Here is a 14,301-nt window from a genome sequence, read left to right as displayed (position 1 = left end):
CAGAGCCGAGCTCAAATGCAAGAGCCGAACTCACAAAGCATGAGTCCGGCTCTTCACGGTGCCGAGTGTGGGATTCGAACCCACAAGCCCTTGCGGGCAATGGTGTTTGAGACCATCGCGTATGCCGTTCCGCCAACTCGGCAAGGTCCTGCACGCATACTGTAACCGCACTATCTGCGGTTCCGAAAATCGACTCCCCGACCGGCACTGATCAGGCCGAAATCGTCGTCGCGCCCGCGGCTGTCAGGTCGCCGACGGGTGCCGAGTCGCCGCCTGTGGGCGTCGAGGAAGCCGGTGGCTTCAGCAGCCCGGCCATCGCGCAGGTGGCCCTCAAACAGCTGAGGTAGGCGGCCACCTGACCGCCTACCTCAGCCACAGCTATCTAAATTCTTGTAGTTAGCTCTTCTGCACTTCTTCTTTTCTTGGCTTTTGCTCGATCGTTCTACGGGTTGGGCGTCCGGTAGGCCGGGGCGATGCCTTCGATGGCGTCGCCCATTCGGTGGACTCGGAGGGCGTTGGTGGAGCCGGGGATCGACGGCGGGGAGCCAGCGACGATGACTACCAGGTCGCCCTTTTTGAGTTTGCCCAGTTCCAGGAGGCGCTGGTCTACCTGGCGGACCATCTCGTCGGTGTGGTCGACGGTGGGGACGATGTGGGTTTCGATGCCCCAGACGACCGACAGCCAGGAGCTGACCGAGGGGACGGGGGTGAAGGCCAGGACCGGGATTTCGGTGCGGTAGCGGGCCAGGCGCAGGGCTGTGTCACCGGACTGGGTGAAGGCGACCAGGAGTTTGGCGTCGAGGCGCTCGGCTACGTCGGCCGCGGCGCGGGCGATGACGCCGCCCTTGGTGCGGGGTTCCCACTCGATTTCCTTGACGCGGGAGAGGCCGTGTTCCTCGGTGGACTCGACGATGCGGGCCATCGTGTTGACGGTCTCGATCGGGAAGCGGCCGACGCTGGTCTCGCCGGAGAGCATGACGGCGTCGGCGCCGTCGAGGACGGCGTTGGCGACGTCGGAGGCCTCGGCGCGGGTCGGGCGGGGGGCGGAGATCATCGATTCGAGCATCTGGGTGGCGACGATCACCGGCTTGGCGTTCAGGCGGGCCTGGTCGATGATCAGCTTCTGGACCAGCGGGACCTCTTCGAGCGGGAGCTCGACGCCGAGGTCACCGCGGGCGACCATGAAGCCGTCGAAGGCCTCGATGATCTCGTCGAGGTTCGCGACCGCCTGCGGCTTCTCGATCTTGGCGATGACGGGGACCCGGAGGCCCTCCTCGTCCATGATCTTGTGCACGAGGGCGATGTCGGCGGCGTCCCGGACGAAGGACAGCGCGATCATGTCGGCGGGCAGGTGCAGGGCCCAGCGCAGGTCCTCGACGTCCTTCTCGGACAGCGCCGGCACGCTGACCGCGACGCCGGGCAGGTTGATGCCCTTGTGGTTCGACACCGGGCCGCCCACGGTGACGCGGCAGATCACGTCGGTCGCGGTCACCTCCTCGGCGACGAGCCCGATCCGGCCGTCGTCGATGAGCAGCTGGTCGCCGGGTTTCACGTCACCGGGCAGACCGTCGTACGTCGTTCCGCAGATGGTCACGTCACCCGGCACCTCCCGGGTGGTGATGGTGAAGCGCTCGCCGTAGGTCAGCGTGACCTTGCCTTCGGCGAACTCGGCCAGCCGGATCTTCGGACCCTGCAGGTCGACCAGGATGCCGACGTTCTTGCCGGTCTCCGCGGCGGCGGTACGGATCCGCTGATAGATCCGCTCGTGCTCGGCATGGGCACCGTGGCTCAGGTTGAGACGAGCCACGTCCATACCGGCTTGGACGAGTTCCAGGATGCGCTCGGGGGCGGCCGTAGCCGGGCCGAGCGTACAAACGATCTTTGCGCGACGCACGTCACAAAACCCTACTCCTACAAGACCACTGCGCCGCTGGTCCACCCCCGTTACTGGCGGGTTAACTCCTCATGACAAGGCGCCGCGAAGGCTGAAACGTCAGGAAGGCAAGGGGGTGTAGGGCCCGACGGTGATTTCGCCGGCCAGCCCGGCCGTGACCGTCTGCAGGCCGATCGGCTTGCCGTCGGTATAGGTGACCAGCGTCATCTCCCCCGGCCGCCGCAGCGTGTAGCCGAGCGCGAACGCGTACGCCGCTCCCCCGGTCGTCCCGTTCGTGTACGTCGTGACCGGCCGATCGTCGACGACCTTCGTCTCTGGGCCGACCTGCCGGTGCAGATGTCCGGACAACAGGAGTGTCGCGCAGCCCCGGGCGGCCGTTTCGGCGTACGACGAGGGGTCGTGGACGACCATTGTCGAGATCCGCTTGTCGTCGGGCTGCTCGCAGGCGACGTCGGCGAGCCGCTTGGACTGCTCGGCGATCGTTTCGTCGCCGGGGCTGTCCGCGCTGCCGAGCCCGGTCTTGGTCGGGTCGCTGTCGCCCAGGAACCGGATCCCCTCGACCTCGACCGGCTTGCTGTCGAGGACGGTGAAGCCGTTCTTCCGCATCGCGTCCTCGATGTGTCCGCCGGCGTCGTGGTTCCCGGCGACGGCGACCACTTTGAGGTCCTTGAAGTGTTCCCGCAGCGAGTGGATGCTGAACACCTCCCACGACTGCCCGGACGACGAGTCGTCCCCGGCGTCGATCAGCACCTTCGCGCCGGCCACCTTCGCGACCTCGGCCGCGACCGGGTCCATCCCGATGTTGTCGTGCCGGTCCGAGACCAGCAGCGCGACGGTCTCGTTCTCCGTCGCCTGGTGGATCCGCCCGCCGACCCGCGGGACCTGATCCCGCAACCGCCCGTAGAACTCGGTGGAACGCTCGTATGTCTCGACCGCCGTCTTGATTACGCCCACCCCGCCGGTGGTGGAGAACCCGGACGCGACCTCGACCTTCTTCAACCGCGGATCGAGCGACAACTGCGGCAGCAGCTCGGACAGCGGCCGCCACTCGGTCGGCGGGACCTCCGCCGTACGCATCCGTCCGGGTCCGAAGATCGACGCGATCGTGATCAGCATCGCGACCAGTACGACGAGGGCCCGGTGCTCGAACCGCCGTTCGTGCGTGTGCACGTAGTCCCACAACTCGCGGCGCCGCCGACGACCGAGTGAGGTCCACAACGTCGCCACCACCACGACCACCAGCAACCCGGAACCAGCCCCGGCGACCAGATTGTCGACAGCCATCTCCTGGATGACCTGCTGGATCCGGGCGATCTCACCGTCGGGTTGCGAGGCGATCAGGGCGTCACGGTTGAGCAGCTCGGTGAGGTTGTCGGCGTCAGTCTCCTGTACGTCGACGTTCACACCGACCCCGCCCGGTGTGTCGGTCGCGATCCGCAACCGCGGTAGCACCGCCCCGAGATCGAGCGTCGCATGACCGTCGAACGTCGGCGAGATCGTTGCCGCGTGCGCCCCGATCGTGACCCGCTCGGAGTCGTTCGAGAACCCCAGCGCCCCGACCAGCATCGTGGTCGCCGCCCACAGCACGACCAGCCCGGCCCACGGCGCCACCGCCTGGACCCGCTTCCGCGTCACCAACCGCCTACCCACACCACCAACCTATCGGGCTGTTCCAGATCGGGTACCCAAGCTGGGTACCCGATCGGATGAACGCCGTCAGACCGCGAGGGGGCGAGCGGTGGGTGGGATCGGGGTGGGAAGGGTGGACGAGCCGGTGAGGTGGGTGTCGACGCCGTTGGCGCAGGAGCGGCCTTCGGCGATGGCCCAGACGATCAGGGACTGGCCGCGGCCGGCGTCGCCGCAGGCGAAGACGCCTTCGACGGAGGTGTGGTAGTTCTTGTCCCGCTTGACGTTGCCGCGCTCGTCGAGTTCGACGCCGAGCTGCTCGAGGAAGCCTTCGCGCTCCGGGCCGAGGAAGCCCATCGCCAGCAGCACGAGCTGCGCCGGGATGGTTCGCTCCGAGCCTTCGACCTGGTTGAACTTGCCGCCCTCGAACTTCACCTCGACCAGGTTCAGCCCGGCGACGTTGCCGTCGGCATCGGCTTCGAAGTTCACCGTGGAGACGGCGTACACGCGGTCGCCGCCCTCTTCGTGCGCGGAGGCGACCCGGTAGATCATCGGGTACGTCGGCCACGGTTGTCCGGCGGGCCGTTCGTCACCGGGCCGGGGCATGATCTCGAGCTGGGTGACCGAGCGAGCGCCCTGTCGGTGCGCCGTACCGAGGCAGTCGGCCCCGGTGTCACCGCCACCGATGATGACGACGTCCTTGCCGGTGGCAACGATCTGGTCCTCGACGGTCTTGCCGAGGGCGACCCGGTTGGCCTGCGGCAGGTACTCCATCGCCTGGTGGATGCCGCCGAACTCCCGGCCGGGCACCGGCAGATCACGAGCCGCGGTGGCACCAGTCGCGATCACGACGGCGTCGTACCGCTGCTTGAGCTGGGTCCCGGTGACGTCCACGCCGACGTTGACGCCGGAGCGGAAGACGGTCCCCTCTTCCTTCATCTGCTGGATCCGGCGGTCGACCTGTTCCTTCTCCATCTTGAACTCGGGGATGCCGAACCGCAGCAACCCGCCCGGCGCCTCGGCGCGCTCGTAGACCGCGACCGTGTGACCGGCCCGCGTCAGCTGCTGAGCAACGGACAGCCCGGCCGGGCCGGAACCGACGACCGCGATCGTCTTGCCGGTCAGCCATTCCGGCGGCTGCGGCTGGACGTGCCCGGTCTCCCAGGCCTTGTCGATGATCGCGACCTCGACGTTCTTGATCGTGACCGGGTCCTGGTTGATGCCGAGCACACACGAGGTCTCGCAGGGCGCAGGGCAGAGCCGACCGGTGAACTCCGGGAAGTTGTTGGTGGCGTGCAACCGCTCGATCGCCGACGACCAGTCGTCGCGCCAGACCAGGTCGTTCCACTCCGGGATCAGGTTGCCCAGCGGGCAGCCGCTGTGACAGAACGGGATCCCGCAGTCCATACAACGGCCGGCCTGCTTGGTGATGATCGGCAGCAGCGCCTTGCCGGGTCCACCGGGGTAGACCTCTTTCCAGTCCTGCAACCGCTCGGTGACCGGACGCCGCGCGGCGACCTCACGACCAGTGGTGAGAAAACCCTTGGGGTCAGCCATCAGATGGCCTCCATCATCGCTCGCGTGGTGGCGTCCTCGTCCAGCCCGTCGCGTTCGGCAGCCGCCTTGGCTGCCAGGACGCGGGCGTAGTCGCGGGGCATCACCGTGGTGAACCTGGCGGCGGCAGCGGTCCAGTCGGCGAGCAGCTTGGCCGCCCGTTCCGATCCGGTCTCCTCGTGATGCCGCCGTACCAAGTCCTGCAACAGTTCGGACTCGTCCGCGGTGAGCGGGAGCAGGTCGACCAGCTCCGGGTTCACCAGCGACCGGTCCAGGTCGAGCACGTGGGCCACGCCGCCCGACATGCCCGCTGCGAAGTTCCGTCCGGTCGCGCCCAGTACGACGACGCGCCCGCCGGTCATGTATTCGCAGGCGTGGTCGCCGACCGCTTCGACGACCGCGGTGGCTCCGGAGTTCCGGACACAGAACCGTTGCCCGGCGCCACCACTGATGAACAGTTCACCGGACGTCGCGCCGTACGCGATGACGTTGCCGGCGATGATCTGGTCGGCCGCGTCGAACCGGGCGTGCCGGTCCGGGCGGATGACCACGCGGCCACCGGACAGGCCCTTGCCGACGTAGTCGTTGGCGTCGCCTTCGAGGCGCAGCGTGACACCGCGCGGGACGAAGGCGGCGAACGAGTTGCCGGCCGATCCGGTGAAGGTGAGGTCGATGGTGCCGTCGGCCAGCCCGGCCGCGCGGTACCGCTTGGTGATCTCGTGACCGAGCATCGTGCCGACGGTCCGGTTGACGTTGCGGATCGCGAGCTGGGCCCGGACCGGTTCGCCGTTCTCCAGCGCGGGCTGGCAGATCCGGATCAGCTCGTTGTCCAGGGCCTTGTCGAGGCCGTGGTCCTGCTTGATCACCTGGTGCCGCGACGCGCCCTCGGGCAGCGACGGCACGTGCAGGATCGGCGTCAGGTCGAGACCGTCGGCCTTCCAGTGGTCGACCGCGCGCTTGATGTCGAGCACCTCGGCGTGACCGATCGCCTCGTCCAGGGTCCGGAAACCGAGCTCCGCCAGGTATTCGCGGACCTCTTCGGCGATGAACTCGAAGAAGTTGACCACGAACTCCGGCTTCCCGGAGAACCGCTCCCGCAGTACCGGGTTCTGGGTGGCGACGCCGACCGGGCAGGTGTCGAGGTGGCAGACGCGCATCATGATGCAGCCCGACACCACCAGCGGAGCGCTGGCGAACCCATACTCCTCCGCGCCCAGCAGGGCCGCGATGATCACGTCCCGGCCGGTCTTCAGCTGACCATCGGTCTGTACGACGATCCGGTCGCGCAGCCCGTTGAGCAACAGCGTCTGCTGCGTCTCGGCCAGACCGAGTTCCCACGGACCACCCGCGTGCTTGAGCGAGGTCAGCGGTGCCGCACCGGTACCGCCGTCGTGCCCGGAGATCAGTACGACGTCCGCGTGCGCCTTGGAGACGCCGGCCGCGATCGTGCCGACGCCGACCTCGGAGACCAGCTTCACGTGGATGCGGGCCTGCGGGTTGGCGTTCTTCAGGTCATGGATCAGCTGCGCGAGATCCTCGATCGAGTAGATGTCGTGGTGCGGGGGCGGCGAGATCAGGCCGACGCCGGGCGTCGAGTGCCGGGTGCTCGCGACCCACGGGTACACCTTGTTACCGGGGAGCTGACCACCCTCACCGGGCTTGGCACCCTGCGCCATCTTGATCTGGATGTCGTCGGAGTTCGTCAGATACTCCGACGTGACGCCGAACCGTCCGGACGCGACCTGCTTGATCGAGCTGCGCCGGGCAGGATCGTGCAGACGCTCGGAGTCCTCGCCACCTTCACCGGTGTTCGACTTGGCGCCGAGCTGGTTCATCGCGATCGCGAGCGTGGTGTGCGCCTCGGCGCTGATCGAGCCGTAGCTCATCGCACCGGTGGAGAACCGCTTGACGACCTCGCTGACCGGCTCAACCTCGTCGATCGCGATCGGCTCGCGGTCCTTGAACGCGAACAGGCCGCGCAGCGTCATCAGCCGCTCGGACTGCTCATCGACACCCGCGGTGTACTGCTTGAAGATGTCGTACCGCCCGCTGCGGGTGCTGTGCTGCAACCGGAACACGGTCTCGGGGTCGAACAGGTGCGGCTCACCTTCACGCCGCCACTGGTACTCGCCGCCGACCTCGAGCTTGCGGTGCGCGGTCAGGATGCCGTCGGCCGGGTACGCCTTCAGGTGCCGCTGCCGGACCTCCTCGGCGATCGTGTCCAGGCCGATGCCGCCGAGCTTCGACGACGTACCGGTGAAGTACTGCTCGACCAGCTCCGGCGACAGGCCGTTGGCCTCGAAGATCTGGGCACCCGTGTACGACGCGACCGTCGACACACCCATCTTCGACATCACCTTGAGCACGCCCTTGCCGAGCGACTTCACGACGTTGCGGACGGCCTGCTCAGGCTCGATCCCCGGCAGGTAGGTGCCGCGACGACACAGGTCCTCGACCGACTCCAGTGCGAGGTACGGGTTGATGGCAGCCGCGCCGTACCCCATCAGGAGCGCGACGTGGTGGACCTCGCGGACGTCACCGGCCTCGACGACCAGACCGACCTGGGTGCGGGTCTTCTCGCGGACCAGGTGGTGGTGCACGGCAGCGGTCAGCAACAGCGACGGGATCGGCGCGCTGTCGGCGTTCGAGTGCCGGTCGGACAGTACGACGATGCGCGCACCGTCCCGGATTGCGGCGTCGGCCTCGGCGCAGATCTCGTCGAGCCGTGCCTTGAGCGCTTCGCCGCCACCCTCGACGTCGTACACACCGCGCAGGACCGTGGTGGCCAGGCCCGGCATGTCACCGTCGAGGTTGATGTGGCGGAGCTTCGCGAGCTCGTCGTTGGTGATCACCGGGAACGGGATCACCACCTGACGGCAGGACGCCGGGCCCGGGTTCAACAGGTTGGACTCCGGGCCGAGGCTCGACGACAGCGAGGTGACGAGCTCCTCGCGGATCGCGTCCAGCGGCGGGTTGGTGACCTGGGCGAACAGCTGCGCGAAGTAGTCGAACAGCGGCCGGGACCGGTCGCTGAGCATCGCCATCGGCGTGTCCGTACCCATCGAGCCGATCGGCTCGGTGCCGGCCTTCGCCATCGGGGTGAGGATGACGCGCAGCTCTTCCTCGGTGTACCCGAAGACCTGCTGGCGCCGCGTCACCGACGCGTGGCTGTGCACGACGTGCTCACGCTCGTGCAGGTCCTCGAACCGGATCAGCCCGCCGTGCAGCCATTCGTCGTACGGGTTCTCGGCGGCCAGCGCGTTCTTCACCTCGGCGTCGGTGACGATCCGATGCGCCTCGACGTCGACGAGGAAGATCCGGCCCGGCTCGAGCCGGCCCTTCTCGGTCACCGTCGCCGGGTCGATGTCCAGGACACCGGCCTCGGAAGCCAGTACGACGAGGCCGTCCTCGGTCACCCAGTAGCGCGAGGGGCGCAGACCGTTGCGGTCGAGCACCGCGCCGACCTTGGTGCCGTCCGAGAACACGACCGAGGCCGGTCCGTCCCAGGGCTCCATCACGGTCGAGTGGAACTCGTAGAACGCACGCTGCTTCGGATCCATCGTGGCGGCGTTCTCCCACGCCTCCGGGATCATCATCAGCATCGCGTGCGGTAGCGAACGACCACCGAGGTGCAGCAACTCGAGCACCTCGTCGAACGACGCCGAGTCCGAAGCACCCGGCGTACAGATCGGGTAGAGCTGTTCGAGGTCGCCAGGGATCACTTCGCTGGAGAGCAGTGCCTCGCGGGCGCGCATCCAGTTCCGGTTGCCCTGGACGGTGTTGATCTCACCGTTGTGAGCGATGTACCGATACGGGTGGGCCAACGGCCAGGACGGGAACGTGTTGGTGGAGAACCGGCTGTGCACGACGCCGATCGCCGAAGCGAAGTCGGGGTCGGTCAGCTCGGGGAAGAACTTGTCCAGCTGGTCGGTGGTCAGCATCCCCTTGTAGGTGATGGTCCGGCCGGACAGCGACGGGAAGTAGGTCTCGGTCTCCTTCTCGGCCCGCTTCCGCAGCCGGAACGCCATCCGCTCCAGCGCCAGACCCAGCACCCGCCCCGCACTCGCAGCCACGAACAGCTGCTTGAACGTCGGCATCACCGAACGCGCCGTACTGCCGAGCAGCTCCGGCGTGGTCGGCACGTCGCGCCAGCCCAGCACCGTCAGCTGCTCCTCGGCCGCCAGCTCCTCGATCCGCGCGATCGCCTTCGCGGCATCGTCGGCATCGGCCGGCAGGAACGCGATCCCGGTCGCGTAAGCACGCGCGACCGGCAACTCGAAGTCGCACACCTTCCGGTAGAACGCATCCGGCACCTGGATCAGAATGCCGGCGCCGTCGCCGGAATCCGGTTCCGCACCGGAGGCACCACGGTGCTCGAGGTTGCGCAGGGCGGTCAAAGCCTTCGCCACGATGTCGTGGCTGGGTTCACCGGTCAGAGTCGCAACAAACGCAACGCCACACGCATCGTGCTCGTGCCGTCCGTCGTAAAGACCCTCAGCTGGGCGGTGGTGGTTGCTTGGGAGGGCGCGACCATACATTCAGGGGCTCCCGTCGTCCTACGGTCAACAACTGGCCGCGGGACAACATTGGCCCAAGCCGGGTGTCCCGAGACTACCTCATGACGCCCGACAGGTGGACAGACATTCCACCGTCACACGCCTTTCACTTTCCACAGTCACGCCCAGTAAGCAAGCGCTCACTCCGTGACCCATCATCCCCGATGAGCCCGCCCAGTGGTACATCTGCACGTGTGCCTTGGCAGCCGGACAGCACCTGGAGCCCACTGACCCCGGGCTCCGGCATCTCCAACGGCGGAGTCTGGCGCACCCCCGACGGACTCGTCGTGAAGCGACTCCTGCCCGGTGCCGAGAACCCGGCGCACTACACCTACTGGCGGCGACAGGCCGAGGTCGCCGTCAGCCGCCTTCTCGAAACAACCACCGGGCTACGCGCGCCACGCTGCTTCCGGGTCGAGCACGATCCGGACGGCATCACGCTGTGGACCGAAGCGATCGACGGCGGTGCGGTCGAGGTGATTGACGCGGCCTCGGCGCTTGGGCGGTTCGGTGCGAACGCACTGGAGCCTGCGGACTGGTTCGCGCGGCAGGTGCTGCGGGATCGGTTGGCCAACGACGAGGGGCGCGGTGGTTGGGTCGCACTGGAGAGTGCAGCGGTCGTTCCGGAGCCGGTACGGCGTTCTGGCGCGCGACTGTGGAGTCGGCGGCACGCGGTGCTGGCCGAGCTCGATCGGCTGCCGCAGACGCTGGTGCACGGCGACTTCCATCCGCTGAACCTGTTGGGGCGCGACGGCGACGTGGTGATCGCGACGGACTGGGAGCAGTTCGGGATCGGGCCGGTGGGATTCGACCTCGGGTATCTGCTGCTGTCCACGGACCATCCGCTGGAGAAACTGGTGGCTGCGTATCGGGTGGGTGATGCTGAGGTGGTTCGGCGGGGCACGGTCCTGACGGCTGCGGTGACGGCGGTTGCGCGAGCGGCTTGGTCGTTGGGGCAGCCGGAGCCTGGTGATCACGTCGAGCGGCTTGTGCGGCTGGCGGATGTCGTTGCTGAGGCTGTGGAGGGCTGATGGTGATTGATGTTCGGCTGTTTGGGGCTGTGCGGGTGGTGGTGGATGGGGTGCCGGCTGAGTTGCGGGGGTGGCGGCTTCGGACGGTGGTGGCGGTGTTGGCGTTGTCGGCGGGTGAGCAGGTTTCGGTTGAGGCGTTGGCTGAGCGGGTTTGGGGGGCTGAGCTGCCGGAGCGGGTGCCGCAGAGCGTGCATACGTTGATTGCGCGGTTGCGGAGTGCGGTGGGGGCTGACGTGGTGCGGACGGCGGCTGGTGGGTATGTGTTGGCGGTTCCGGCGGAGCAGGTCGACGTACTGCGGTTTGAGCGGTTGCTGCGGGATGGGGATGACGCTGGGGCGTTGCGGGTGTGGACTGGGCAGCCGTTTGTGGATGCGCGGTCGGAGTGGCTGACGTCGACTGTGGTGCCGCGGTTGGAGGAGTTGCGGCTGGCTGCGGTTGAGCGGCGGGCGGATGCGGTGGAGCCGAGTAGTGGGTTACTGGCTGAGTTGCGGGAGTTGGCGGCTCAGCATCCGCTTCGGGAGTCGTTGTGGATCCGGTTGCTGCGTGGGCTGGCTCGGAGTGGGCGGTCGGCGGAGGCGCTTGGGCTGTACGACGTGGTGCGGGCTCGGATCGCGGATGAGCTGGGTGTCGGGGTCGGTGCTGAGTTGCAAGCGCTGCATGCGGAGTTGCTCGGGAGCGACGCCAAGCTGCATGGGTCAGGAGAGATCGAGCCTGGGACGCCGCGGTCGTTGCCGGTGGAGGTGCCGGGGTTTGTCGGTCGGGAGGATGAGTTGGCGGCGCTCACTGGGGCAGGCGCGCTTGCAGCGATCGACGGGATGGCGGGGGTCGGGAAGACTGCGCTGGCTGTGCACGTGGCGCATCGGCTCGCGGCTCGGTATCCCGATGGGCAGGTGTTCATCGACTTGCACGGGCACACCGACGGAGTGGCCGCTGTGCCGGCTGGTGAGGTTCTGGGGCGGTTGCTGCAGGCGTTTGGGGTACCGCTTGAGCGGACGCCGGAGAACGTGGATGACCGCGCCGGTCTGTTGCGAAGCGTGCTCGCGGGCCGCCGGGTGTTGATTGTGCTCGACAACGCGTCTGGCGAGGATCAGGTGCGTCCGTTGCTCCCCGGTACGGCGGGCTGCGGCGTACTCGTGACGAGTCGGCACCGGTTGTCGGGGCTCGACCTGGACGTGACCGTCTCCCTCGACACGCTGTCGCAGTCCGATGCGGTCGAGCTGTTCACGCGGGTGGTCGGAAGGGACCGGGTCGCGACGACGGCACCCGGCGTACTGGCTGAGGTTGTCGAGCAGTGCGGGCGGTTGCCGTTGGCGATCCGCATCTCGGCGGCGCGGTTGCGGACCCATGCTTCCTGGCGCCCGGAGGACCTGCTCGAACGGTTGCAGGAGCATCGGCTGTCGGAGCTGGCGTCGGGTCCGCGCAGTGTGGCTGCTGCGATCGGGTTGTCCTATCGCGAACTGGATGCGCCGCTTCGGCGGGCGTATCGCCTGCTGGGGCTGCACCCGGGCGGCGACTTCGGTACGGCTTCAGCTGCCGCGCTGCTGGATTCCCCGGATGCGGGCAGGTGCTTGGAGCGGTTGCTGGAGGTTCACCTGCTCAACGAGCCCTCCCCCGGTCGCTACCAGTTCCACGACCTCGTCCGGGAGCACGCCATCCGAGTCGGCAGCGAAGACAAAGACCGACGTACGGCGTTGGCTCGATTGGTGGCGTACTACTGCCAGGGCGCGTCCGAGGCCGCAGCGCAGATCTATCCGCAGGTCGCAGAGGTGTCGCACGGGCTGGCCCCAATCATCGACACGGCGGAGGCCGCACAGTCCTGGCTGAAGGCGGAGCTCCCCACGCTCTTGCAGTTGCCGACCGAGGCCGAGTGCACTGTGCACCTGTCCGGCAGCCTGTACCTGTATCTGCGCACACTCGGTCGGTCCACAGCACTCGAAGACCTGCACCGGCGTGCGCTCGCTGTCACCAACGACTCCGAGACCAGAACCGACTTGCTGCTCAGGCTTGGTGAGTGTCTGCGGCTCCAGGGGTCCTACACCGCTGCGACCGCCGCCTTCGAGGAAGCGTTGGCCGGCGCCGGGGACTACAGCCAAGGCGAGGTACAGGCCAGGCGGGGCCTGGGCATCGTGCTCGCACTGCGGGACCGCAACGACGCGGCACTGACCGAGCTGGAGATCGCACTCCGGCTCGCCTGGGCCTCTGCTGATCGTGACTGTCAGCTGGACGTGCTGAACGCCATCGGGTGGATCCATACCAAGCGCGGAGACACCACCGCTGCTCTCGACTACACGCAACAGGCTCTCGCGATCGCGCAGTCCGTCGGGCATCGCATGGTCGGCAAACTGCTCGCGGGGATCGCCCACGACCACCTGCAGATGGGGAAGCCGCGGGTGGCGCTCGAGTTCTATGAGGAGGCGCTGGAGCACGCGCGGGCTCATGGCAACCGCCACAACGAGCTCCGGTCGGTGGACGGGCTGGCTGAGGTGCATCGGCAGCTCGGCGACCTCACGCGAGCCATGACCTATCGGGAGCAGGCCATGGCGCTTGCCACTGACTTGGGTTCGCGGAACTGGCAGTTGGAGGCTCACCAGGGTCTCGGCCGGCTTCGGCTGGCGCTGGGTGACGCAGAGGCCGCGGTGGTGGCTCATGAGCGCGCACTGGAGTTGGCTACCGCCCTCTACCAGCCGGTCGACCAGGCGCGCGCTCACGACGGTCGCGCCGACGCGTACGCCGTACTGGGTCGGTATCACGAGGCTCGGCACGGTTGGCAGCATGCGCTCGCGATTCTCCAAGCAGTCGGGGTGGAGACGACCGACGAGACGGAGACCGGCGTACTGGCGTTGCAGGCGAAGCTTGGTTATGTCATCGAGGAGGCTTCCAACCAGGCGCTGTAGAACGCTTGGTAGCTGTCGAAGCGGGTGGTGACTGCCTTCTCGAGTACGGCGTACTGGGCATTCGAGCCGCGGAAAGCCGCGCGGTCGAGGGTGCCGTCGGAGAGCAGGACGAGTGCGGTGCGAGCCATCACGAACGCGGTCGTGTGATCGTCGATCTCGGCGCCGAGGGTGAGTTGTTCGGGAGCCATGAAGCGGGTGGAGCCGAACATGCGGCCCATGTCGTTGCTGTAGGCACCTGGCCGGTAGTCGTCGAGGTCCATCACGGTCAGCTGCTGGGTGTCGAAGTCGTAGAGCAACGAACCGTCGTAGAAGTCGCCTTCGACCCAACCGGCGGAGCTCAGGACGTCGTGCAGGTCGTAGAGCTGGTCCAGCGCCTCGGAGATCTCGTCGGCGGACAGGGCATGGAAGCGCTCGAGCTGGGTGCCGAGGTGTTCGCCGCCACGCCATTCGTAGACGAGCACCGGACCCCACGGCGACTCGATCAGACCGTGGTACGCCGGAAGGAGTTCGTGCTCGACGGATTCCGCCAGCACGGCCGCGCGGCGGAGGAGTTCCTGACGCTGCGGCGGGGCAAGGAACGGTTCGAGGTCGGCCGGGTCGCCGGCGGTCTTCACGAAGTACCGCTGGCCGTCGACAGTGACGCCGTACGAGATGTTGCCGGAGTCCTGGGCGTCGAAGACGGCGAAGATCTCGCCGATCGTCTGCAGGTAGGTGGCCGGTGGCTCGTCGATCTTCGCGGGGAACAC

At 67.7% G+C, this 14,301-nt stretch carries 7 protein-coding genes and 1 tRNA gene; 2 read left to right on the top strand and 6 right to left on the bottom strand.

All coding sequences use genetic code 11. The features are described from left to right. Positions 1 to 59: 59 nt before the first annotated feature. The 5 genes from ACFTSF_RS29625 to gltB form a co-directional block, all read right to left on the bottom strand. A tRNA-Leu gene (locus tag ACFTSF_RS29625) sits at positions 60 to 142 on the bottom strand. Between the two features lie 300 nt (positions 143 to 442). Then, on the bottom strand, positions 443 to 1,894 hold the full coding sequence (gene pyk, locus ACFTSF_RS29620) for a pyruvate kinase (protein WP_344158770.1): 1,452 nt from the start codon (positions 1,892 to 1,894) through the stop codon (positions 443 to 445). Between the two features lie 99 nt (positions 1,895 to 1,993). After that, on the bottom strand, positions 1,994 to 3,544 hold the full coding sequence (locus ACFTSF_RS29615) for a metallophosphoesterase (RefSeq protein WP_380157430.1): 1,551 nt from the start codon (positions 3,542 to 3,544) through the stop codon (positions 1,994 to 1,996). 66 nt (positions 3,545 to 3,610) lie between these two features. Continuing rightward, positions 3,611 to 5,077 carry a glutamate synthase subunit beta gene (locus tag ACFTSF_RS29610; protein ID WP_380157428.1) on the bottom strand — a complete coding sequence of 489 codons (1,467 nt, stop codon included), beginning with the start codon at positions 5,075 to 5,077 and terminating at the stop codon, positions 3,611 to 3,613. Then, complete coding sequence (gene gltB, locus ACFTSF_RS29605) at positions 5,077 to 9,612, bottom strand: glutamate synthase large subunit (protein WP_380157426.1); 4,536 nt, start codon at positions 9,610 to 9,612, stop codon at positions 5,077 to 5,079. The genes ACFTSF_RS29610 and gltB overlap by 1 nt, the downstream gene beginning before the upstream one ends. A gap of 212 nt (positions 9,613 to 9,824) precedes the next feature. Here gltB and ACFTSF_RS29600 point away from each other — a divergent pair, with 212 nt between their 5' ends. Together ACFTSF_RS29600 and ACFTSF_RS29595 are read left to right on the top strand one after the other, a co-directional pair. Continuing rightward, positions 9,825 to 10,661 (top strand): aminoglycoside phosphotransferase family protein, encoded by an 837-nt coding sequence (locus ACFTSF_RS29600; RefSeq protein WP_380157424.1) that lies wholly within the window; start codon positions 9,825 to 9,827, stop codon positions 10,659 to 10,661. Further along, on the top strand, positions 10,661 to 13,555 hold the full coding sequence (locus ACFTSF_RS29595) for a tetratricopeptide repeat protein (protein ID WP_380157422.1): 2,895 nt from the start codon (positions 10,661 to 10,663) through the stop codon (positions 13,553 to 13,555). Before ACFTSF_RS29600 ends, ACFTSF_RS29595 begins: the two co-directional genes overlap by 1 nt. On the opposite strand, the gene ACFTSF_RS29590 is transcribed toward ACFTSF_RS29595, so the two are convergent. Next, entirely contained in the window at positions 13,519 to 14,301 is a 783-nt protein-coding gene (locus ACFTSF_RS29590) for a hypothetical protein (RefSeq protein WP_380157421.1), read from the bottom strand. The two genes, ACFTSF_RS29595 and ACFTSF_RS29590, sit on opposite strands and share 37 nt — an antisense overlap.

The sequence above is a fragment of the Kribbella sp. NPDC056951 genome (genome assembly GCF_042674205.1).
GTDB classification, from domain to species: Bacteria; Actinomycetota; Actinomycetes; order Propionibacteriales; family Kribbellaceae; genus Kribbella; species Kribbella yunnanensis.
The sequence above is the reverse complement of the archived record's forward strand: the minus strand, read 5'-3'. Positions and strand labels throughout refer to the sequence as shown.